17 protein-coding genes are annotated in these 21,951 nt (G+C 59.4%); 15 read left to right on the plus strand and 2 right to left on the minus strand.

What is annotated here, in order from left to right; all coding sequences use genetic code 11:
• The first annotated feature begins 30 nt into the window (after positions 1-30).
• From B30_RS18405 to B30_RS18455, 11 genes are all read left to right on the plus strand, one after another.
• Positions 31-516 (plus strand): tripartite tricarboxylate transporter TctB family protein, encoded by a 486-nt coding sequence (locus tag B30_RS18405; RefSeq protein ID WP_009573696.1) that lies wholly within the window; start codon positions 31-33, stop codon positions 514-516.
• 2 nt (positions 517-518) lie between these two features.
• Positions 519-2,072, plus strand: coding sequence for a tripartite tricarboxylate transporter permease (locus tag B30_RS18410; RefSeq protein ID WP_009573697.1), 1,554 nt, complete (start codon positions 519-521; stop codon positions 2,070-2,072).
• Between the two features lie 33 nt (positions 2,073-2,105).
• The gene (locus B30_RS18415; protein ID WP_009573698.1) at positions 2,106-2,711 is read left to right on the plus strand and encodes a cysteine dioxygenase family protein; all 606 of its coding nucleotides are present in this window, start codon (positions 2,106-2,108) and stop codon (positions 2,709-2,711) included.
• A gap of 13 nt (positions 2,712-2,724) precedes the next feature.
• Positions 2,725-4,314, plus strand: coding sequence for a rhodanese-like domain-containing protein (locus B30_RS18420; RefSeq protein WP_009573699.1), 1,590 nt, complete (start codon positions 2,725-2,727; stop codon positions 4,312-4,314).
• A gap of 1 nt (position 4,315) precedes the next feature.
• Entirely contained in the window at positions 4,316-5,491 is a 1,176-nt protein-coding gene (metC, locus tag B30_RS18425) for a cystathionine beta-lyase (RefSeq protein WP_009573700.1), read from the plus strand.
• Positions 5,492-5,497: 6 nt separating this feature from the next.
• The gene (locus B30_RS18430) at positions 5,498-6,514 is read left to right on the plus strand and encodes a YeiH family protein (protein WP_009573701.1); all 1,017 of its coding nucleotides are present in this window, start codon (positions 5,498-5,500) and stop codon (positions 6,512-6,514) included.
• A 379-nt stretch (positions 6,515-6,893) separates the two neighbouring features.
• Positions 6,894-8,828, plus strand: a complete 1,935-nt coding sequence (locus tag B30_RS18435) for a hydantoinase/oxoprolinase family protein (RefSeq protein ID WP_009573702.1) — start codon at positions 6,894-6,896, stop codon at positions 8,826-8,828.
• 3 nt (positions 8,829-8,831) lie between these two features.
• Positions 8,832-9,230 (plus strand): acetone carboxylase subunit gamma, encoded by a 399-nt coding sequence (locus B30_RS18440; RefSeq protein WP_009573703.1) that lies wholly within the window; start codon positions 8,832-8,834, stop codon positions 9,228-9,230.
• A 116-nt stretch (positions 9,231-9,346) separates the two neighbouring features.
• The gene (locus tag B30_RS18445; RefSeq protein WP_009573704.1) at positions 9,347-11,503 is read left to right on the plus strand and encodes a hydantoinase/oxoprolinase family protein; all 2,157 of its coding nucleotides are present in this window, start codon (positions 9,347-9,349) and stop codon (positions 11,501-11,503) included.
• Between the two features lie 62 nt (positions 11,504-11,565).
• The gene (locus B30_RS18450) at positions 11,566-13,836 is read left to right on the plus strand and encodes a hydantoinase B/oxoprolinase family protein (RefSeq protein ID WP_009573705.1); all 2,271 of its coding nucleotides are present in this window, start codon (positions 11,566-11,568) and stop codon (positions 13,834-13,836) included.
• Positions 13,833-14,654 carry a hypothetical protein gene (locus B30_RS18455; RefSeq protein ID WP_009573706.1) on the plus strand — a complete coding sequence of 274 codons (822 nt, stop codon included), beginning with the start codon at positions 13,833-13,835 and terminating at the stop codon, positions 14,652-14,654. Before B30_RS18450 ends, B30_RS18455 begins: the two co-directional genes overlap by 4 nt.
• A 126-nt stretch (positions 14,655-14,780) precedes the next feature.
• Here the strand turns inward: B30_RS18455 and B30_RS18460 are convergent, their stop codons facing one another.
• On the minus strand, positions 14,781-16,730 hold the full coding sequence (locus tag B30_RS18460; protein WP_198430638.1) for a sigma-54-dependent Fis family transcriptional regulator: 1,950 nt from the start codon (positions 16,728-16,730) through the stop codon (positions 14,781-14,783).
• Between the two features lie 521 nt (positions 16,731-17,251).
• Between B30_RS18460 and B30_RS18465 the strand changes: the two genes are divergently transcribed.
• Positions 17,252-18,502, plus strand: coding sequence for a CobW family GTP-binding protein (locus tag B30_RS18465; protein ID WP_009573708.1), 1,251 nt, complete (start codon positions 17,252-17,254; stop codon positions 18,500-18,502).
• Positions 18,503-18,546: 44 nt separating this feature from the next.
• Here the strand turns inward: B30_RS18465 and B30_RS18470 are convergent, their stop codons facing one another.
• Positions 18,547-19,119, minus strand: a complete 573-nt coding sequence (locus B30_RS18470; protein WP_009573709.1) for a LuxR C-terminal-related transcriptional regulator — start codon at positions 19,117-19,119, stop codon at positions 18,547-18,549.
• A 140-nt stretch (positions 19,120-19,259) separates the two neighbouring features.
• Between B30_RS18470 and B30_RS18475 the strand changes: the two genes are divergently transcribed.
• Genes B30_RS18475 through B30_RS18480 form a run of 3 tightly spaced genes read left to right on the plus strand, consistent with a single transcriptional unit; the run spans position 19,260 to position 21,911 of the window.
• Positions 19,260-20,426: a thiolase domain-containing protein gene (locus tag B30_RS18475; RefSeq protein ID WP_009573710.1), complete on the plus strand. Its 1,167-nt coding sequence runs from the start codon at positions 19,260-19,262 to the stop codon at positions 20,424-20,426.
• 28 nt (positions 20,427-20,454) lie between these two features.
• Positions 20,455-20,619, plus strand: coding sequence for a hypothetical protein (locus B30_RS22260; protein ID WP_157789839.1), 165 nt, complete (start codon positions 20,455-20,457; stop codon positions 20,617-20,619).
• Positions 20,616-21,911 (plus strand): RNA polymerase factor sigma-54, encoded by a 1,296-nt coding sequence (locus tag B30_RS18480; RefSeq protein WP_081583758.1) that lies wholly within the window; start codon positions 20,616-20,618, stop codon positions 21,909-21,911. Before B30_RS22260 ends, B30_RS18480 begins: the two co-directional genes overlap by 4 nt.
• Positions 21,912-21,951 lie beyond the last annotated feature (40 nt).

Below are 21,951 nucleotides of genomic sequence, written 5' to 3' on the forward strand. Positions count from 1 at the left end.
GGTATCCTGAAACTTTGTGTTGAGGTAGTCATGCCGACTTCTGTCAAATCCGGGACGGCCACACGGCGGATCCTGAGCGACGTCTACGTGTGGACCGGCGCTATTTTGTTTGCCTTCGCGGCGGGGGCTGCATATCTCGCCATGAGCTTTGATCCCACCTCCCGGACCTTTCCCTTGGTGGTCTCGATCATCATGATGTTTGCGGGCGGCGGCATCTTTTTACAGGCCCTCTCGTCCCACGAACACCGTCCCCTCCCGCTACATGAATTTGGCACCATCGGCTTGGCGGTGATCGCCATCGTGTTGTGGGGGCTGGGGCTGGCGTTTGGATTGGGCTTTTTGCTGTCCACGATCGCTTTGATGATGGCGATGCTGTGGCTGTCCGGGCTGCGCACCCCACTGCGGGCCTTGGTGATTTCCTCTGTGATCGCGGCTGTGGCCTATGGCCTGTTTGTGATGGTGCTGAACGTGCACCTTCCGTCGTCTTTCCTCTCCTTTATCGCGCCGGGACTTTAACCATGGATCAGATTGCTCTCGGCTTCTCCGAACTTTTGCAGCCTGCCGTTTTGATGATGCTGACCATCGGCGTCTTTGCCGGTCTGGTCGTCGGCTCCATCCCCGGTGTGAATGACAATATCGCTTTCGCGGTCTTTATCCCGTTTTCCTTCAACCTACCGGCCGAACAAGCCTTGGCCTTGATGGTCGGGATTTATTGCGCCGCCGCCGCCGGGGGCGCGATCCCCGCGATCATGATCCGGGTGCCGGGCACCGCGTCCGCGCTTTTGACCACGATCAATGGCAATGCCATGGCCCGTAAAGGGCAAGCCGGTCAGGCGCTGTCGATTGCAATGGTGTCCTCTGTGGTTGGCGGGCTTTTGAGCGCCTTGGTGCTTTTGGTTTTCGCCCCGGCTCTGGCCAAGGTTGCCCTGCGCTTTGGCTATGTCGAAAATGCGGCTCTGACCATTTTGGGACTGTCCAGTGTGGTGGGACTTCTGTCCGGCAACGTCCTCAAAGGTGTGATTTCCGCCATGTTGGGTCTTTTGATTTCCACCATCGGCTACAGTCAGGTGACCGGCTATCCGCGCTACACGTTCGGCAGCATCAACCTTATCGAAGGCATTCCCTTCGTGCCGATGCTCGTTGGCCTGTTTGGTGTGGCCGCTGTGTTCGACCTACTGCGCGATCAGGCGCAAGAGCGGCGTGAGAATACCGAAGCTGAAAAACTGCCAGAGATCGGCTCGATGCGTCTTGGCCGGACATTGATCCGCCGCCTCATCCCGACATGGCTGACCAGCGCCGCGATCGGCAACTTTATTGGCGTTTTGCCCGGGGCCGGGATGCTGATGGCCATTTACATCGCCTATGATCAGGCCGGTCGCCGGTTTCGCAAACATTTCGCGGGCCGCAAGGGCGAAGCCAAATGGGACGAAGGCGCGCCCGAAGGCATCGCAGCCCCCGAAGCGGCCAACAATGCCGTCACCGCCAGCTCCATGGTGCCGCTTTTGTCACTGGGCATTCCGGGCAACTCGACCTCGGCGTTGTTTATTGGCGCGATGGCTTTGCATGGGCTGGTGCCCGGCCCCCTGCTGTTCACCCAACATGCCGACATTGCCTGGATGATCATGGTCGCCTTTTTGGCCTGCAATATCATCATGGGACCCGCCGCTTATATCGTGATCCGCACCGTGTCGCGGGTGATCTTTTCCATCCCCAAAAACGTCATGGTCGGCGTCATCGTTTTGCTTTGTCTGCTTGGGGCCTATTCCGATGGCAACAACCTGTTCAACATCTGGGTTGCCCTTGGCGCAGGCGCCGTCGCCTATCTGATGAAGATCGCGAACATCCCGCTTGGGCCCGCCATTCTTGGCCTCGTTTTGGGCGGACAGATGGAAGCCTCCATCGCCAATTCACTCTCCATCTCTCGCGGCGATTGGTTGGTCTTTATTGACCCGGTCAATCACCCGATCAGCGCTATCATGTTGCTGGCCGCTCTGTTGATGTGGGTTGCCCCTGCGCTGCGCGGTCTGCGCCACATGCGCGCCAATCGGTGCGCCAAAGGACAGCGTTCCTGACGCCACCCCCTATTTATTCAAGGAGGACCTTTCATGTCCATCACACCCAACGCCGATCTTTCCACCCCCCGCGCAGAGGCGGTGCGCGCGCTCATCACGACCACGCGCGCGCGCCTGGATGGCGGGGATTTGACCCGCGATCTGCTTGATCACATCCGGGAAGACGTGGCGGATCTGGCCGCGCAAACCGCGTTCTGGACCGACCCCGCCTATGCCCCGCCCGAGGGCGATGAACGTCAGGCGCGCTATTTGATCGGTGCCGAAGAGGGCGCGGGCATCACGCTCTATCTCAATGTCATGCGGTCCGGCAAAAAAATCCCGCCGCACGATCACACCACTTGGGCCTGCGTTGCGGCTGTTCAAGGCGGTGAACACAACACGCTGTATGATCGCCTGGACGATGGCAGCACCGAAGGCCACGCAGAACTCGCCGTGCGCGAGATCGTCGAAATCCGGCCCGGCACCTCGGTGGCGTTGATGCCCGATGACATTCACAGTGTTGAAATCCGGGGGGATCAGATCATCCGTCATCTGCATTTCTATGGTCGCCCGCTTGAGACCCTGTCAGAGCGCAAAGCCTTTGATTTGGACAATAACACTTACAAAATCATGGCCGTTGGCGTGAAAACACGGACCTGATCAGGAACAGATGATGCCAATTGAAATGATTTCCGCCACCGCGCTAAAAGCAATTTTAGCGGGCTCAGAAGAATATGCCTTTCTCGATGTTCGTGAACACGGACAATATGGCGAGGGCCACCCGTTTTTCTGTGTGAATGCGCCCTATAGCGTGATCGAAACATGCGCGCCGGTCTTGGTACCGCGCCGTGACGTGCTTTGCATTTTGATGGATGATGGCGATGGCGTGGCCGACCGGGTTCATGCGCGGATGACGCAGATGGGTTACAGCAACCTGCGCGTGCTTGATGGCGGGGCACCGGGGTGGTCTGCGGCGGGGTATACATTGTTCAAAGGCGTCAATGTCCCGTCCAAAAGCTTTGGCGAATTGGTCGAACACGCCAATGAGACCCCCTCCATTTCTGCCGAAGACCTGCGCGAGATGCAGGCTGAGGGCGGGCCTTTGGTTGTGCTCGATGGCCGCAGCCCAAAAGAGTTTCACAAAATGTCTTTGCCGGGGGCGCACTCCTGTCCCAATGCCGAACTCGCCTATCGTCTGCCGGAATTTGTCCCGGATGACAGCACCCCGGTTGTGATCAACTGTGCCGGGCGAACCCGTTCAATCATCGGCGCGCAGTCTTTGCGCAATCTCGGTTTAAAAAACCCTGTGTTTGCCCTGCGCAATGGCACCCAAGGGTGGCGTCTGGCGGGTTTGGATCTGTGTCACGGCGAAGTGCCACAGCCACAGCCCGCCCTTGGCGCGGATGCAGAGGCTTTGGCCGCAGACCGCGCCAAGACATTGATCCGGCGGTTCAACCTGACCACGCTGTCGCCCGCTGATTTCGATGCCATGTGCCGGGATGCAACCCGCACCACCTCTCTCTTGGATGTGCGCACCGAAGAGGAATATCTGAGGGCGCATTGGCGTGGCGCAAACCATGCGCCGGGCGGGCAATTGGTGCAAGCCACCGATGAGTTTTTTGGAACGCGCAATGCCCGGATTGTGCTCAGCGATGATGTCGGTCTGCGCGCTGCGGGCACCGCGGTCTGGCTCATGGGCATGGGGCATGAGGTCTATATCCTAGAGGCCGATGCACGCATGGGTTCCGAGACCGGGCCAGAACCCCGCCCGACTGTTTCGCTTCCCCAACAGATTGCCCTGACCGATGTGGCACAGGCGGTGGCACAGGGGGCCCGGCTCTATGATGCCTCCCGCGGAATGAGCTATCGCGAGGCGCATATTGAGGGCGCGACATGGGTGACGCGGGCGCGCCTCAGCGCAACAGACGCAGGTCCCGCCCCGATTGTTGTCATTGGTCAAAGTACCGATCTCGTTTTCGGCGTGATGCAGCGGTTGAACGAACTTGGTGCGACGAATGTCTCTGGCTGTGTGAGCACGCCGGAACAGTGGTGCGCGGTTGGATATAACGTGGTGTCCACGCCCTACATCCCAGAAGAAGCGGCCTGCATCGACTTTTTGTTCTTTGTCCATGATCGTCACAACGATAATCTTGAAGCCGCACGCCAGTATCTTGCGTGGGAGCTGAACCTGCTGGGTCAACTCGACGCCCAAGAACGGGCCACGCTCAATCCGTTGATGGCGACAGAACCGGAGGTCGTGTGACATGAGACGCGAAACGAAACTCTGTCATTACGGCCAGACCACGCGCCCGAGCCCGGCAAACCCGCCCGTTGTGCGCGCCTCGACGATTTTGCACGATACGGTCGAAAGCTACCGTGCCATCAAAAAGGCGCGGGAAAACGACGACTATGTGCTGTCCTATGGGCGGCGCGGCACGACCACAGCCCATGTGTTGATGGAAGCGATCGCGGATCTCGAAGGCGGCGATGGGGCGTGGCTCTATCCCACCGGTGTGGCCGCGATTTCCGCGACGCTGATGGCGCTGTTGCGCCCCGGCGATCATCTTTTGCTGGTCGATACGATCTTTGGCGCGACGAAAACCCTTTGCGATGAGGTCCTGTCGGAGTTTGGCGTGAGCTACGATCTCTTTCCCTCCGGCACTACGGATGTGACGCCTTATATCCAAGACAACACCCGTCTCGTTTTCGTCGAGTCCCCCGGATCGCAAACCTATGAAATCATGGACCTGCCTGCGCTGTGCGACACGGCCCATGCCGCCGGTCTCGTCGTTGTTGCGGACAACACCTATGGCTCCGGCTGGCTGTATCGCCCGCTTGAACTGGGGTGCGATGTGTCAATCATTGCCGGCACAAAATATCTTGGCGGACATGCCGATGTGATGATGGGTGCGGTCAGTGCGCGGGGCGATGCCGCCGCAAAACTGCGCAAGGCCAGCCACCTCACCGGGCAAATCCTCGCCCCCGATGAAGCCTATGCCACGCTGCGTGGACTGCGCACGTTGCCCTTGCGGCTTGAACGGCACGGCCACAATGCGCGCGCGCTTGCGGACTGGTTCTCCCACCGTCCTGAGGTGTTGCGTGTTTTGCATCCCAATCTGCCCGGTCATCCGGGGCATGAGATTTGGCTGCGCGATGCCTGTGGGTCGAACGGATTGTTGAGCGTGGTCTTTGCGCCGGGGATCGACAGCGACGCCCTCCTCAACACCTTAACTTTGTTTGGGATCGGCAGCAGTTGGGGCGGGTTTGAAAGCCTTGCCATGCCAATCACGCCAGAGCGCAACCGTGCGTCTTTGGCCGGACTGCCGCAGGAGGCCCAGATCGTCCGGTTTCATGCGGGGCTTGAGCATGTGGACGATTTGATCGCAGATGTGGACATGGCGCTCAACATGGCACTCACCGCGATGACGGCAAAAGGGTAAGCTCGGATGCAGCTCGGATCTTCTAAGGTCTTTTTGAATCTCTCGACGTTTTTCAAAGAGAATATAAAAGGCGTTCTGGTGTCAGCCCTCGTCGCTGTGGCCGCGAAATTTCTGTCCGAACATTACGGTGCCCCCGCCATGCTGCTGGCGCTTTTGCTTGGGATCGCGATGAATTTTCTCTCCGACGATCCGCGCACCCATGCCGGGATTCATTTCACCGCCCGCACCGTGCTGCGCCTTGGCGTGGCGCTTTTGGGTGTGCGCGTGAGTTGGGAGATGTTGCGCGATCTGGGACCGGGGGTGATCGCCTGGGTCATTTTGGGGGTCTTTCTCACCATTGGCTTTGGCATGGTTTTGGCGCGATTTCTTGGACGCAGTACGGATTTTGGCCTGTTGACCGGCGGGTCGGTTGCGATTTGCGGGGCCTCTGCCGCAATGGCGATTGCCGCCGTTTTGCCCGCACGCGAAAACGATGACCGCGATCTGACCTTTACCGTTTTGGGCGTCACGGTGCTGAGTACTTTGGCGATGATCCTCTACCCGGTTTTGGTCGAGCTTTTTGGCTTTGATGCCGAGACCGCCGGGATTTTCCTTGGGGCCTCCATTCATGATGTCGCCCAAGTCGTCGGGGCCGGATTTTCCGTCTCTGACGAGGCCGGGGAAGTGGCCGTTTTGGTCAAGCTGATCCGCGTCTCCATGCTCGCGCCCGTGGTGCTTTTGCTGGCTCTGCGCGTGCGTCAGGCTTTGGCTTCGGGTGAAAAACATCGGCCTAAAATTCTACCGGGTTTTTTGATTGGTTTTGCGGCGTTGGCCTTGCTCAATTCCCTTGGCGTGATCCCCGATGTGGTGCGATCGCTTTTGACCGAACTGTCTGGCTGGGCGCTTTTGGTAGCCATTGCGGCCGTCGGGATAAAAACCTCGCCGCGTAGCATCATCGCGGTGGGCGGCACCGCCATCATGATGATCGTGGCCGAAACCGTTTTCCTCGCGCTTTTCGTGCTGGGCGTGGTGATGTGCCTGTAATTGGCCGTAGCACCGGTGATGCAAACTGTTGACCATGCGTCCGTGTTGCGATCCGCCGACGGTGAATGTGAACACTGTCTGATTTTCGGTCACGCCGCGTTGCGGCATGTCTTGAAATCAAACGCAGCGCTTTCACTGGGCAGTGTTTCACACCCATGCGTGAATAATAAATAATTATAAAACAAATGGTTAATTAAATTTATCCTGCTTTTTCCCCTTTTTTCACGGGCTGGAAAAGAACCTGCATCTCTTTGGGTTGGATCGACGATCCGGCCAAGGGGAGAGGAGCCCCCGTGGCCTTAGCGATCGTGATCCCAGCGTAAGACACGCTCTTTACCGCAGGTTCACTGCGCAACAAGGATGGGAGGAGAGATGCACGATGGCATTTCAGATCAATATTGATAACGGAGGGACGCTGACCGATGTGTGTATCATGTCGGACGACGGCGTTCAAAAGACCAAGGTTCTGACCACGCCTTATGATTTGTCGAAATGTTTTTTCGAGGGTCTGACCAAAGCCTCCGAGGTGGTCTATGGCGCCACGGACGTCAAACGTCTGCTCGAAGAGGTGGACCTGATCCGTTATTCGACCACCCAGGGCACAAACGCGATTTGTGAGCGCAAGGGGCCGAAACTGGGCCTGGTGCTCGACACGGACTCCAAGGATCTTGTGAACTCACTGCGCGACCATGATCCCGAAGTCTATGACGCGCTGATCGGGGATCGGGTCGCCTTTGTCGATACGGCGACCTTGAACAGCGATGCCGCCGAAGTCGATGTGGTCAAGGTGATCAACCAATTGACCGCAATGGGCGCGAACCGTCTGGTGGTCTGTTTCAGCGGCACAGATTTTGGTGATGCGGAAGAGTGCGTCAAGAAAATCGCACTGCGCAAATACCCGCGCCATCTGTTGGGGGCGGTGCCGGTGCTCTACGCGTCGGATTTGACCGTCGATGCCAATCCAGATCGGCGGGCATGGTCGGCGTTGATCAACTCTTTCCTGCATCCGTCGATGGAGGCGTTTTTGTACAACGCCGAAAACCGTCTGCGCGCGTATCGCACGAAGAACCCGCTGTTGATTTTCCGCAATGATGGCGACGCCTCGCGCGTGGCCAAAACCGTGGCGATCAAAACCTATTCGTCCGGTCCGCGGGGCGGCATGGAAGGGGTCAAGACCTTTGCCGCGCTCTACGGTTTTCGAGACACGGTTTCCATCGACGTCGGCGGAACCACCACGGACATCGGCCAATGTACCGAGGGGCGCGTTGCCGAAATGCGGCGCGGTCATGTTGAAGGCATCAGCGTCTCCTTTCCATTGTGTGAAATTATGTCGGCGGGGGCCGGGGGCAGCTCGATCTTCCGGGTGAAAGATGGCCAGATTGTCATCGGTCCCGAAAGCGTCGGCGCATTGCCGGGTCCGGCCTGTTTCGGGCGTGGCGGCAAAGAGGCGACCATCACGGATGCCAGTTTGCTTTTAGGGCTCCTTGATCCGATGTCGTATTTCGGCGGCGGTATGGGGCTTGATCTTGCGCGCGCAGAAGCGGCGGTGATGGCCAATGTGGCCGATCCGTTGGGTGTGAACCTTGAAACGGCACTGCTTGCAATGTCGGATGCGTTCGAGGCGAAAATTGCCGAGGAACTGCATCGTTGCACCACGATTTCTTCTGATACGGTGATGATGGCCTTTGGCGGCGCTGGACCACTGAATGCCTGCGGTGTGGCCGAAAAAGCCGGGATTTCCCGTGTGGCTGTGCCTGCAATGGCGGCAGTATTTTCGGCCTACGGCATCGGGTCTTGCGACGTGTCGCAACGCTATGTGGTCGGTCTTGAGACCTGTGACACGGCATGCCTGAACGCGACTTTGGACACGCTGAATGTCAAAGCCGCCCGCGATATGTTCGCGGAAGGGTTTGAGCCGGGCAGCTATACGATCATGGCTCAACTGGTGGCCCAGACCGATGCGGGCGAAGTGGTGCGACCTCTGACCGAAGGGGAGGATTTCCCAACAGAACTGGCCGGAGCGACGTCGGTGGAATTGGAACTCAGCGCGATCAAGAGCCTGCGCCAAGGGGACACGGGGCACATCGCGGTCACGCGCAAAGCCGCCGCCAAAGCGTCGGAACACCGCATGGTTCTCGTGCCTGAGAAAGGCCGGATTGATCTGCCTGTCTACGCCTTGGGAAGCCTGAAAAAGGGCGATTTTGCGGCTGGCCCGGCCATCCTTGAAGAAGACTATTTTACCGCTCGCGTGCCTGCGGGTTGGGGTTTTGTCGTCAGCGAAGCGGGCGACGTGATTTTGGACCGGGAGGGCTGAGCCATGAAGATTCCGATGACGGAATATCTACGAATTGATCTGGAAACCGAAAAATGGGAGTGCCGGGTGTGCGATCACGTGATCGCGCCAGCGGGTGGCAATTACAAGGAAGGATTGTTGGTTCACAACCGTGATCCGCGTGAAATCCATCCGCCGATCATCGACCCGGACAAATACCGCTTCACCTTTAGCCCAGACCCGGAATGGGTGCGTATTCTGGAATTCTGCTGCCCAAGCTGCGGCACGCAGGTTGAAACCGAATACGCCATTCCGGGCCACCCCCCGCTTTGGGACATGCAGGTCGATGTGGCCGCATTGAAAGCGCAATGGGCCGCGCGTGGTCCTGCGGCGCTGCCGGATGCGGGTCCCGTGGTGATGCCCGAACGGGGCCATAGCCACTGACCATGAGGCACTGAAAATGACGCCAAGACCCGCGCTGTGATGGCGCGGGTGACACCGGGGGTGTGTTCGCAAGGTCGAGGAGACTTGCCGCCTCCGCAGCACATAAGGGAGAGAGTATGAAACGTGTATCCGTTGATATCGGCGGCACCTTCACCGACTGTTTCGTCGTTTGGGGCCAGCAATATATCGAAACCAAAGCTCTGACGACGCACCACAACCTTGCGATGGGCTTTAACGAAGCTCTGGGCAAAGCCTGCACCACCTTGGGTTTGGGGTTGGAAGAGATTTTGGGCGAAGTGGACAGTGTGCGCTATGCGACAACGCTGGGCACCAATGCCCTGATTGAACACAAAGGTCCGAAAATCGGCATGTTGGTGACGGCGGGCTATGAGGCGACTGTGCCGCTGAGCCGGGCGCGGGGCTATGGCGAAGGTTTGGACAACCTCGGCCAACAAGACATGCCCAATGCCCAGCGTCCCGATCCTTTGGTGGAACCGCACATGATTTACGGCGTGCGCGAACGGCTGGATTTCGAAGGCAATCTGGTGATGAAGCTGGACGAAGAAGACGTGCGTCGCCAGCTGCGCGGATTGGTGGATCGCGGCGCACAGATCATCGTGGTCGCCTTGGTGAACTCGGTTGTGAACCCGGCCCACGAACAGCGCATCGAAGAGATTGTGTTGGAGGAATATCCGTCGCATTTGCTCGGCGCGATCCCGGTGATTCTGTCGCATCAGGTGGCGGGCCGCAAAGGTGAATATGTCCGTGCAACCTCGGCCATTGTCGATGGCTATCTGCATTCGACCATGTATCACGCGCTGTCGGCGCTTGAGCAAAACCTGCGGGCGCATAAATACGAAAAACCGATGCTGGTGATCCACAATTCGGGCGGTATGGCGCAATTGAACTCGACCGATGCGCTGCAAACCATCCATTCGGGGCCGGTGTCCGGGATCGGCGCGTCCGAACACCTGTCTTTGCAGGCTGAATTGGGCAATGTCGTTGCCACCGACATGGGCGGCACCAGCTATGACATCGGGATCGTCGTCGAGGGCGGGATCAAGCACTATGATTTCAACCCGGTCATCGACCGCTGGCTTGTCTCTGTTCCCATGGTTCACCTTGTGACGCTGGGCGCGGGCGGCGGCTCCATTGCCTCCTATGACCGGATGTACAAAACGGTGAAATGCGGGCCGGAAAGTGCGGGGTCTGATCCGGGTCCGGCCTGTTACGACCGGGGCGGGATGCGCCCCTCCGTCACCGATGCCGATCTGGTTTTGGGTTATCTGGACGCGGAAAACTACGCGGGTGGGTCGATCCCGCTCAATCCACGCCGGGCCAAGACCGCGATCGAGGATGCGCTGTGCGACGAGTTGGATTGCGACGTGATCGAAGCCGCCAAGCTCATTCGCGAAAAGGTCGATGACAATATGGCAAACGGTCTGTTCACCGAGCTGCGCGCGCGCGGCTATGACCCGAAAGACTTCACCATGTTGGCCTATGGCGGCAACGGTCCGCTGCATTGCTGCGGCATTGCGCAGAACCTCAGCATCGACAAGATCCTGGCCCCGCCCTTGTCCTCCGTCTTCTCGGCCGTGGGGGCAGGCAACATGCACCAGCTCCATATTCACGAGCAGTCGCTCTACATGGTGCTTTATGACAGCAACACCCGCCACATCTTTGATGACTACGATCGGTTCAATGCCATCGTGGCGGAGTTGAAGGAAAAAGGCACCCAAGACCTGTTGCGTCAGGGCGTGCCGCTGGAACAGATCAGTCACGATCTGGAACTCGATATGCGCTATGGCAACCAGTTGGTGCAAACCACGGCTGTGATCCCGCACCATGAGCTCCATGGTCCGGCGGATGTGTTGGCGATGATTTCGCAATTCTCCAACGATTACGGCAAGCGCTTTGGCGAAGGCTCTCAGGCACCTGAGGCGGGCATCCGCATCAACACCATTCGTGTGGCTGCCTATGCCAAACACGAGACGGTGAAATTCGAAGACATCAAGCCGTTGGACAAGGCGGATCGCAAGGCTCCGCCCGCTCCGCAAAGCCATCGGACCTGTCATTTTGTCGGCTTTGACGCGGCCTTCGAGACCCCGGTCTGGGCGCGCAAGGACATTGAACCCGGTGTCGAGATCGAAGGGCCCGCGATTGTTGCCTCCGAAGTCACGACCTTCCTGGTGAACCCCGGCTGGACCTATGTCGCGGCAAAACAGGACGCGTCGTGGTTCTTGCGCAACGAAACGCCGATCACCCGCCATTAAGTCAATCTGCCCCCCGGCGCGGAGGAGGCGCCGGGGGACGTACCCCTTTGGAGGAGAGTCCCATGAACGAGATGTCAACACGGGCGAAAACGCCCACACTCGAAGAAATGAACCTGATCAAGAAGTTTCTTGATGACACCACCCTGTTTCTCGGTCCTGACCCGGAGATCATGCAAAACCATGACCTGATGCCGCGCACCGAGATCGAAGACGCCGCGATCGGCAAGGTCAGTGATGCCCATACCGTGGCTAAAATCCGGGATCGCATCCAATCGGGCTGTGATGAAGGCTATGAGATGGTCGAACAGATGGGTGCCGCGCCCGGTGCAAAATGGGGTGACGTGATCACCGGCGTCTATTCCGCCAGTGGTGATCTTGCCATTGCCTCGGCGGGGGGCGTGTTGATCTTTTCGGCGCTGGTGCACCACCCGATCAAGTTCATCATCAAAAACTGGATGGATGACCCGACGGTGGGTGTGAAGGATGGCGACGGCTTCATCCACAATGACTCGCGCTACGGCAACGTGCACAACACCGACCAGTCGATGATCATCCCGATTTTCCACAAAGGAAAACTGGTGTGCTGGGTCGCCTCGACCGTGCACGAAGGCGAGAATGGTGCGATCGAGCCGGGCGGCATGCCCTCCATGGCCGAAAGCCCCTCTGACGAAGGGCTGAAAATGTCGCCTTTCAAAGTGGTTGAGAACTACCAAATCAAACGCGACATCCTAACCTTCCTGCAAAACTCGGTGCGCGAGCCAAAGCTGCAGTACGAAGACATGAAGGTGAAGCTGTTCGCCTGTCTGCGCATCAAACAGCGGATCGAAGAGACGCTGAATTCGGATGGTCCCGAGGCCCTGATGGCGACGCTGCGCCTGACCATGGAACAGGTCCGTGCCGAGGTGAAACGCCGGATTTCGGAATGGCCGGACATGACCGTGCGCAGCTACATCATTCAGGACTCCACCCTGCGTGAAAACTGCGTGGTCAAGATCAACTGCAAACTGACCAAGACCGGCGATCGGTTGATTTTCGACTTCCGGGGATCAAGCCCGGAGTTCACCAACCGCGCCACCAACACGATTGTTGCAGGCCTCAAAGGGATGCTGGCGCAGGTTTTCCTGTGCTATGTCTGGCCCGATCTGCCGCGCGGACAGGCGGCTTTTGCACCCATCGAGGTGATCACCGATCCGCATTCGATCGTGAACTGTTCCTATGATGCGCCAAACTCGCAGTCCTTGATGTCGATCTTTACCGGTTTCACCGCCGGACAACATGCGGTGGCCAAGTTCCTGTATTCCTGTCCGGAAAAATTCACTCGGGTGCATGCGCCGACCTTCAACATGATCAACACCTTCATCTGGGGTGGGGTCAGCCAGCATGGCGAAACATTGGGCAACCTTTGTGCCGATCTGAACGGCATGGGCGCGGGGGCCACGGCAAGCCGCGATGGCGAACATGCTTTGGCTCCGATCTTTGCCACCATGGCCGACATCGGCGAGCAGGAGCTGAACGAGGAGGAAGTGCCCTTCTTGCAGCTTGTGTCGAAGAAAATGACCCGTGACGCCATCGCGCCCGGCAAATATCGTGGTGGTCAGGGCTATACGATGATGGTGGCTACCAAGGATTCCGAACAGTGGGGGTTCATGACCACGGCGCAAGGGGCGAAAATTCCGCCGCTTCAGGGCCTGTTCGGCGGCTATGCCTGCGGCACCTATCCTTTGTCTAAGGTCAAGGATGTCGATGTCTATGATGTGTTGATGAACGAACCGGAGCGGTTCCGTCACTCGATCGAAGAGATCATGAACGAACAACCGTTCGAGGATGCCGATTATTCGACCCATCACATGGGCATGGGCTTCGAGATCTCGAAACGCGGCGAGTTGTTCATGATCAGCCAAGGTGCGGGTGCAGGCTATGGTGATCTTCTGGAACGCGATCCGGAAAATATCATCAAGGACATCGAGGAGGGACTGATCTCCCCCGAAGTGGCCGCACGCCTTTATAAAGTGGTCTTTGATGCCGCAACGCTGGCGATTGATTTTGACGCCTCCGAGGCCGCGCGTGCCGAAGAACGTCAGGCCCGGATCAAACGCTCGGTCCCCTATGCCGAGTTCGTCAAAGGCTGGAACAAACCAAAGCCGCCGGCGCATCTGCAATATTTCGGATGTTGGGGCGACGATGTTGGCACGCTCTATATGGGCGCGCCGGACATCACCCGCCGGGGCGACCAACCGCGTCCGAATTACATGATGCACCCCAAGGACGTGCGCATAGCGGAACTCGAAGCGCGGCTTGAGGCTGCAGGTGCCATGGGAGACGAAAAGAAATGAGCCAAACTCTGGCAGACGATCTGCCCGATGGTTCGGGTACGAAGGCGCTGCGGGTCTGGTTGAAGTCGTCGGGTTATGCCCGGCGGCTTTTGCTGGGCGAAAGTGGCGATCCATGGGCGGACGGGGCGGCGAAATACCTGTCTTTCTTCTCTCAGGCGCGCGGGTTGCTGCGGGCCGATGTTGCGGAGGTGGATTTGGGCGATTTGTTCCGCTCCTGGGTCCATCGCCATCCCGCGTTGCGCGCCGACATGGCCAGTAAAAAGCGCGCGACCTATCCGTTGCGGCGGATGCTCGAAGAGGAGGGGCCGCGCCAGCTTTTGGACGAGGTGACCGAGGCCGTTGCCGCCAATTTGCAAGCTCAGGTGCCAATGGTTCTGGCGATGCCCGCACCGGGCGCCTGGTTGGCCGAGGCGCAACAGATGGTCGATCGCCCGGCTGAGGTTGACGAGGATGCGGTGGAAGATGCAGCCATGTATATGGCCGATTTCCTGCGCTGCGTGTCGGCGCGTCCGGTGGGTGGGCTGTTGCTGGAAGAGGGGGGCAGCCCTGGTCCGGCCAACCGCTATTCCCCGATCCTGAATGCTGCCAAACATTACCGTTGGGCCGTGGTCGGGCGCGATGTCGCCCCAGAGGCGGCGGCGGTGTTTGACGCCACCATAGGCACGGATGCAAGCGCCAAAGGCCGGGATGTCAGTTTTGATCTGTTTGGACAGGGCACTTTGCCTGCCATTGGGTCCGGCCAGTTTGCCTTTGCGGAAATTCCTGTCGGTCATGCGCCAGAGGCGGTGCTGGACGCGATTGCCCAACTGCGGGGGTAGTTGCACGGGTCATTTGTCCCAAATTCCGTCCCTCCCCACGGGCGGATTTGACCAGTGGGTGGACGTTTTCAAACCGACGCCGAGGTCAGCACGGCGCCCCTCCTCCGGGGCGCCGTTTTCGTGAGGTCAGTGTTGAACCGTACGTAGGATCGCAACGCTTTCCTTGAGGCCAAACCGTTCCAGTTTGACGTAGAGCGTACTTTTCGCGATCCCCAGATCACGCGCAACAGAGGTCAAGTTGCCCTGATGCGCCCGGATTGCGGACATGATGGCCTCGCGTTCAGCCAGTTCCAGAGGGCTGATCCCCGCATGATCCGGCGGGGGGGTGTCAGAGATCAGATCATGTGGCAGACCAAGCTCAGAGGGTAAATGTTCGGCCTCCAAAAGGTCGCCATCGCAGACCAGAAGGCTGCCCTCCAAGGCGTTGCGCAATTCGCGAATGTTGCCTGGCCAATCATATTGCTCCAAGGCGCGCCGCATGCCGTGCCCGATCCGGGGAACCGTTCGGTCATACCGGGCCGCGATCTGCGTCAGGAAATACTCCGCGAGCGGCACAATATCGCTACGCCGGTCGCGCAAGGGTGGAAGCGCCAAAGACGTCACTGCGATCCGGTAATACAAATCCATCCGGAACCGACCCGCTTGCACTTCGGCTTTGAGGTCTCGGTTGGTCGCGGCGATCAGGCGAAAGCGGACTTTGCGTGGATGGTTCTCACCGATGCGGCAAATCTCGCCGGTTTCCAAAACCCGCAACAGATGCGGTTGCAGATCGAGAGGCATTTCGCCGATCTCATCCAAGAACAATGTGCCACCATCGGCGGCTTCAATTTTCCCCATCATGCCGCCACGTTTGGCCCCGGTAAATGCGCCCTCCGCATAGCCGAATAATTCGCTGGTCAAAAGTTCGCGCGAAAACCCGCCGCAATTGACCGCCATGAACGGGCCCTTCTGGTCCGGCCCCATGTCGTGAAACGCATGGGCAAAAGCATCCTTGCCGACGCCGGTTTCGCCCAACAACAGCACGGGAACCGAGGCTTTCGCCAGTTGTCGCGCCCGATTCAGCGCCGCCACATAGCGTGGTGCGGCGCCGATCAGGCGGTTAAACGCATCGGTTGGGGCGGAGTGCGGGCGGGGGATGTCATGTATTTTGTTGCGCTGCACCAAGGCATTGCGGTCGGGCAGCACAAGGATCGAGCCAAGGCGATGTCCCTGCACATGGACGGGTTCGATCCAGTCCCGATCCACCCAAGACGGCATTTTCTCGGGCACGAGCTTGCCATCCCGCCACGGCAATGTCAGGTCGCGAATGGTGAGCGCCGGATCATTGCGGCCTTTTGCCAGTTGCGTCATCAACGCGGCGGCACTGTCATTGGCTTTGACGGCGCGGCCTTGACGATCAAAGACGATCAACCCGTCGCTTCCGGCGTTGTTCAGCCGGTCGAGATAGTGGTCAAGCAGCCGATACCGCAATTTCATTTCCTGACGCGCAAGACGGTTTTCGATCCGTCCAGACGCGGCGACCGCCAGCGCCAGCGCGTGACGGCTGTAGCTGTCTGTCAGGCCGGAAATATCAATCGCGCCAAGGATCGTATGGCTGATCGGATCGCGGATCACACTGGCCGAACAGGACCACCGTTTGATCCCGGAACAGAAATGTTCGGAGGAATGAATTTGAATCGGTTGGCCGATTTCAAGCGCGGTTCCGATGGCGTTGGTTCCACAACTGGCCTCACTCCAGCTTGCGCCGGGCATGAGATGAATGTTTTCAGCCGGGTCACGCAAAGAGGTGTCGCCCTCAATCGACAAAACCACACCGGCCGCATCCGTCAGCACCATGACGGTTCCGGTTTCGTGTAAAAAATCGCGCGCAGATTGCATCACCGACACGCTGGCCCGTACAAGTTCCGTGTTGGTTTCCAAGAGGCCATACAGGGGATCGCCCTCCAAGGGAACCGGGGCCTGATCCCGTGTGGGATCGACCTTGCCCTGGCAGCGGCGCCAAGAGTCGTCAATCAACCGACGCAGCGCATCGGAACCAGGTTCATCACCTTGTAGAAACCGTTCCCAAGATGTCATAATTTGCCGATCATTCTCTGGACGTGAAAATGTCTGGCGCAAGGCGGTTCCCGGCATTGCAGTTCTCCTCCCAGTGTTGCGTGAGTGGTGGCTGCTTCCTCCCCGAAGCAGATGGTCCACCAGCCAAGACAGCGACCGAAATCGCGTCTTTGCGCATTTTTATGGCGGTAGTTTAACAGTCTTTGCCTTCTCCACCACAATTATTGCGTTTTGGCCTGTCTGTGCGCGGGCACCATGGGCCCTCTGCGGCGGGGCTGTGAGGCCGTTTGTTTTCTCGCGCCGCACATCATGCGCGTCGCGCAGTGAGAGCTTTTTAAGCGGTGAAGCGGCCGTCCTTACGGTACGCAAGATGGTGCCGCCGTCCGATTTCCGGACGCTTCTCAGACTGTGCCCAGACCGGAAACCGGACGCTTTGGCGAGGGGGTTTGGTGCTCGCTCGCGGCAAGCCGTTGTTTGGCCTGCAAAGTCGTGGGTGGAACGAAACCTGCTTCTCATTTGGGTGGATGGATGGAGGAAAACCGATGACAACGCCCGAAAACCTTGCTGTTTTGGCGCGCCCTGCGGACGTGGGGCGGGTGCCCGTGACCCTGTTGACCGGGTTCTTGGGGGCCGGAAAAACAACACTTTTAAACCAGCTCATGCGCCTGCCCGAAATGGCCTCTACGGCTGTTTTCATCAATGAGTTTGGCGAAATTGGCATTGATCACCACCTTGTTGAGCGAATCGATGAGGCCTTGGTGATTCTCGAGTCTGGCTGTGTGTGTTGCTCGGTTCAGGGCGATCTGATCGCCGAATTGAAGCGGCTGCATGACCGCATGGCGCGGCGCGAGATTCCGCAGGTGTCACGTGTGGTGATCGAGACCACGGGTTTGGCCGACCCGATGCCGGTGGTGCGGGCGTTGATGGAGGATCGGTTTGTGTCCGCCCGTTTCCGTTGTGACGGGATCGTCACGGTGGTGGACAGTGAACATGCTTGTGCCCAGTTGGCGCATCATCGTGAGGCTCGGGTTCAGGTCAGCATGGCGGACCGGATCGTCTTGTCGAAAACCGAGCTTGCAACGCGGGCCGCGCGGGCAGAATTGACCAAAGTGTTGACGGCGCTGAACCCTGCCGCACCGCGGGTGAGCGCGGCGGAGGCGGTTGACGCGGTGGGCACTGTGTTTGGCGGCGGGCTTTATGCGCCGGAACAGATCCCGCAGGACCTTGATGGGTGGTTGCAGGCCCACGCCCATTCAGGGCCGCGCCCGAAAACGATCTCCCTGCCGTTTCCCCCGGCAACACAAGACCACCATAGCGGTCGCGTCCGCAGCTTTTCCGTGCGCTTGCCGGAGCCGGTGGCCTGGCGGGGCTTTTCTGTGCGGATCGGTGAACTCCTTGCGCGCTGGTCGGGTCAGATTTTGCGCCTCAAAGGCATTGTGGCTGTTGAGGGGATCGACACACCAACCGCCATTCAATGCGTGCAGGATACGGCCTATGCGCCCGTGCATATGGCGTGCTGGCCAAAACAGGATGCGACCGGGGCATTGCGTGCGGGGCAGGGCGCGGTGGTGGTGATCGGCGAGGATTTGACGGCTGAGGATGAGCGGGCAATGCGCGCATTGTTGACCGATTTTCCGGCGGATAGATTGGCCCTGCGCCGCGCGGCGGCCTTGCCGGGCTTGGCCACGCGCAACTGGCTCAACGAGCGGATGCCCCTGGCGTCACGATCGGGGATGAGCTCTGAGGCTTTCGTGATCCAGCCGCGGTTTTTGCAAGACGCGCGTGTAACATGAGAGCTCAATATGCCCCCAAGCAGACGGTCGCATGCGCGTCCCCTTCACTCGACAACAATGATTTTAGACACCAGCTCAGCCGTGTTGCGCGCCCCCAGCTTTTTCATCAGCCGGGCGCGGTGAACTTCGACGGTGCGATGGGAAATACCAAGCGTGACACCGATCTCTTTACAGGTTCGCCCATTGACAACATGCCGGGCAATGTCCTGTTCGCGCGGGGTCAGATCGACCGAGCGCGCCACCTGTTCGGCCACTCTTTCAAAGGCCCAAATCGTCAAAGCGAAAGGGTCCGCGGGGCTCAGCGTCACACCACGCGCCCGCACCCAGCAAATCGTCCCATCGGCTGTTTTCATAAACCTCTGATCTTCATAGCATGTATGGTTGGCCATTTCGGTTTTGGCCCGTGCGCCGATCAGGTTGAAATCGGCGTGACTGGGATAAAGCAGCCGAACCGATTGGCCTTCAAGCGTTTCGGCCTTGTAGCCGAGCATGGCCTGCGCCGCCTTATTGGCGCGCAAAATCTGGCGATGCGCAAGGATCAGTTGCGCGATGGGAGATTCAATAAATCCAAGGTCGCTCAGAGAGGGATTGGTGATCATGGGGGCAGTATAGCGCATCCGCAGGGGCTGCCTATACGTATTTGACTACGTAGGAATACGCATAAGTAGTTGCCCTAATATCGCTGCGCTGCACAGGCAGGCAGGGTGGTGCAAGCACCACAGGGGCGGACTAAATGGCAATCACAAAGGAGAACAACATGACCGGCATTCATATCGTGGGCAGTGGCCATACCGCGTTTGGGCGGCTCGATGCCCGAAGCCTGGAAGACCTGATCGTCGAAGCCACGCGCGAGGCTTTGTCGGAGGCCGGGATCAGCGGCAAAGACATTGATGCGGTGTATCTAGGACATTTCAATGCTGGCATGTCCGACGATGGGTTTGCCTCATCCTTGATCCATCAGGCCGACGACCAATTGCGGTTCAAACCGGCAACACGGATTGAAAACGCCTGTGCCTCGGGGTCGGGGGCGGTTTACGCCGGGATGGACGCCATTTTGGCGGGTCGGGCCAAGCGCGTTTTGGTGGTGGGTGTCGAAAAAATGACCCACCGCAGCACACCCGAAGTGACCGCCTCTCTTGGCCGCGCCGGGTATCAAGGCGATCCGAGTGAAGCCGGGTTGAGCTTTCCGCAAGTGTTCGCCATCGCGGCCAAAGCCTATGCCGAGCGCTATAGCGATCCGATGGAGGCCATGGCGCGGATTTCGTCGAAGAACCATAAAAATGCTCTGGCCAATCCACTGGCCCAAATGCGCCGTGACCTGAGCTTTGAGCAATGCAACGAGGTGACCGAAAAGAACCCGTTGATCGCGCCGCCGCTGCGCTTGTCGGATTGTTCACTGATTTCCGATGGTGCCGCCGCCGTGGTGCTCAGTGCCGATCCGGCGGCCCATGCGCGCAGTGCGCATATCCGGGCCGCCGCGCATGTGTCGGATTTCCTGCCGATGTCGCGGCATGATATCCTGCGGTTTGAAGGTCCAAAACGGGCCGTGGCACAGGCCTATGCGGAGGCGGGCATCAAGGTGGATGATGTGGGATTTGCCGAGGTGCATGACTGTTTCACCATCGCGGAATTGCTGATGTACGAAGCGCTTGGCCTGTGTGACGCGGGGCAGGGGGCGACTGTGTTGGCGGACGGCTCTGTCTATCGCGGCGGACGGTTGCCGGTGAACCTGTCGGGCGGGCTTAAGGCCAAAGGTCACCCGGTCGGTGCCACTGGCGTGTCGATGCATGCGCTGTCGTTTCGGCAATTGACCGGCACGGCGGGGGAGATTCAGGTGGCTGCCCCGCGCCTTGGCGTTGTGGTCAATATGGGTGGCGCGGCGGTGGCAAACTATGCCACCGTGTTGGAGACGGGCCACGTCTGAGCAAAGGCGTGGCTGAGGGGAGGAGCGTATGAGCTTGGCCGACCTGTCGGGGGGCTTTGAGGATCGGGTGGTCGGTGTCGTTTTGGCATCAGTGCCACAGCGCGCGCGTTATGGCGGTGCCGTCGCGCGCCGCTTGATCCGTTCCGCGTTCATGGCGTTGAGCCCGCTTGCGCTGTTGGGTTCAACACCATGAGAGGCCCCAGTCTGCATCAGGTTCAATACCCGGCACAGCGGATGTCTCAGACGATGCAACGTGCGCTCAATCTGTTGCAAATGGACAATGCCGAACTGAGCGGTCTTTTGATCGAAGAGGCCGCGCGCAATCCCCATGTGCAGGTCACGTTGCCGATGCCCGAAGACCCGGTGCCGCCGCGCAAGCGCAGGCATTGGGGCACGCCCGGTCTCATGGCCGGGGCCGCCGATTTTGATCCCGATCGCATGGGCGCCCAGGCGGCGGGTCTCTACGCCCATGTTCAGGCGCAGGTGGGGCTTCGTTTTAAGACCGCAAAGGAGCGCGCCATTGCCGAGGTGTTCGTCTCTGCGCTCGATCTGTCGGGCTGGTTGGGCGAGACGGTGGAGGAGGTCGCCCGCGCGGCGGGCTGTTCTCCTGAGACGGCGGAACAGGTGTTGCGCAGATTGCAGGGGGTTGAACCCACCGGGCTGTTCGCGCGGTCGCTGGCCGAATGTCTAAGCCTACAATTGGCCGAGGCACAGGCCTTGGACGCGCCGATGCAGCGCTTGCTGGACAACCTTCCGGCCTTGGCGCGGGGCGATACGGCGGTGTTGTTGGATCGGTGCGGTGTGGATGCCAAGGAATTGGGTCGTATGGTTACGCTTTTACGCAGCCTTGATCCCAAACCGGGCGCGCAATTCGACTCCGGCCCGGCACCCCGTCGCGCGCCTGATCTGATCGTCAGCCGGGATGCACAGGACAGGTGGCAGGTGGTGATGAACCGGGCCAGCACACCGGAAGTTCAAGTGGCGCGTTTGGCCGAGCCGACCAGTAAGGAGGGTTTGGAAACCGCACGATGGCTGGAGCGTACCTTGTCGCGGCGCAACCAAATGATCCTGCGGGTTGCGGGCTATGTGATTGCGTTTCAGCACGCGTTTCTGGAACAGGGGCCGACGCAGTTAAAGCCATTGACCAACGCCGAGGCGGGCGCGGCCCTGGGTCTTCATGAAACCACGGTGGGGCGTATCCGCAACGGGCTTTTGCTGCAATTGCCCGCGCGCGTGCTGGCGCTGGATGCGTTTTTTGGCCGGGGGCGCGTGGCGTGTCGTAATGGTGGCAGTCTCGCCGGGGATGCAATTGTTGCCATCATCCGATCCCTGGTTGCCACTGAACCGCCAAAGGCCCCGTTGACCGACGCTCAACTGGTGGACGCCCTTGCCCAACGGGGTATCACGTTGTCGCGTCGGACATTGGCCAACTGGCGCAAGCGCGCCGGGATCAAGGCCGCCTCAGACCGCAAATGCGCCAAATAGGCCGCCCCGGCCTAAACCGAAGATATGACAAACTGTTGTG

The sequence above is a fragment of the Celeribacter baekdonensis B30 genome, assembly GCF_000299875.1.
Classification (GTDB): Bacteria; Pseudomonadota; Alphaproteobacteria; order Rhodobacterales; family Rhodobacteraceae; genus Celeribacter; species Celeribacter baekdonensis_A.

Coding starts and splice junctions, on each gene's coding strand:
- B30_RS18475 (WP_009573710.1), top strand. CDS start 19,260: ATGACCGGCATTCATATCGTGGGCAGTGGCCATACCGCGTTTGGGCGG.
- B30_RS18435 (WP_009573702.1), top strand. CDS start 6,894: ATGGCATTTCAGATCAATATTGATAACGGAGGGACGCTGACCGATGTG.
- B30_RS18480 (WP_081583758.1), top strand. CDS start 20,616: ATGAGAGGCCCCAGTCTGCATCAGGTTCAATACCCGGCACAGCGGATG.
- metC (WP_009573700.1), top strand. CDS start 4,316: ATGAGACGCGAAACGAAACTCTGTCATTACGGCCAGACCACGCGCCCG.
- B30_RS18440 (WP_009573703.1), top strand. CDS start 8,832: ATGAAGATTCCGATGACGGAATATCTACGAATTGATCTGGAAACCGAA.
- B30_RS18450 (WP_009573705.1), top strand. CDS start 11,566: ATGAACGAGATGTCAACACGGGCGAAAACGCCCACACTCGAAGAAATG.
- B30_RS18465 (WP_009573708.1), top strand. CDS start 17,252: ATGACAACGCCCGAAAACCTTGCTGTTTTGGCGCGCCCTGCGGACGTG.
- B30_RS18460 (WP_198430638.1), bottom strand. CDS start 16,730: ATGACATCTTGGGAACGGTTTCTACAAGGTGATGAACCTGGTTCCGAT.
- B30_RS18430 (WP_009573701.1), top strand. CDS start 5,498: ATGCAGCTCGGATCTTCTAAGGTCTTTTTGAATCTCTCGACGTTTTTC.
- B30_RS18470 (WP_009573709.1), bottom strand. CDS start 19,119: ATGCGCTATACTGCCCCCATGATCACCAATCCCTCTCTGAGCGACCTT.
- B30_RS18455 (WP_009573706.1), top strand. CDS start 13,833: ATGAGCCAAACTCTGGCAGACGATCTGCCCGATGGTTCGGGTACGAAG.
- B30_RS18405 (WP_009573696.1), top strand. CDS start 31: ATGCCGACTTCTGTCAAATCCGGGACGGCCACACGGCGGATCCTGAGC.
- B30_RS22260 (WP_157789839.1), top strand. CDS start 20,455: ATGAGCTTGGCCGACCTGTCGGGGGGCTTTGAGGATCGGGTGGTCGGT.
- B30_RS18420 (WP_009573699.1), top strand. CDS start 2,725: ATGCCAATTGAAATGATTTCCGCCACCGCGCTAAAAGCAATTTTAGCG.
- B30_RS18445 (WP_009573704.1), top strand. CDS start 9,347: ATGAAACGTGTATCCGTTGATATCGGCGGCACCTTCACCGACTGTTTC.
- B30_RS18415 (WP_009573698.1), top strand. CDS start 2,106: ATGTCCATCACACCCAACGCCGATCTTTCCACCCCCCGCGCAGAGGCG.
- B30_RS18410 (WP_009573697.1), top strand. CDS start 519: ATGGATCAGATTGCTCTCGGCTTCTCCGAACTTTTGCAGCCTGCCGTT.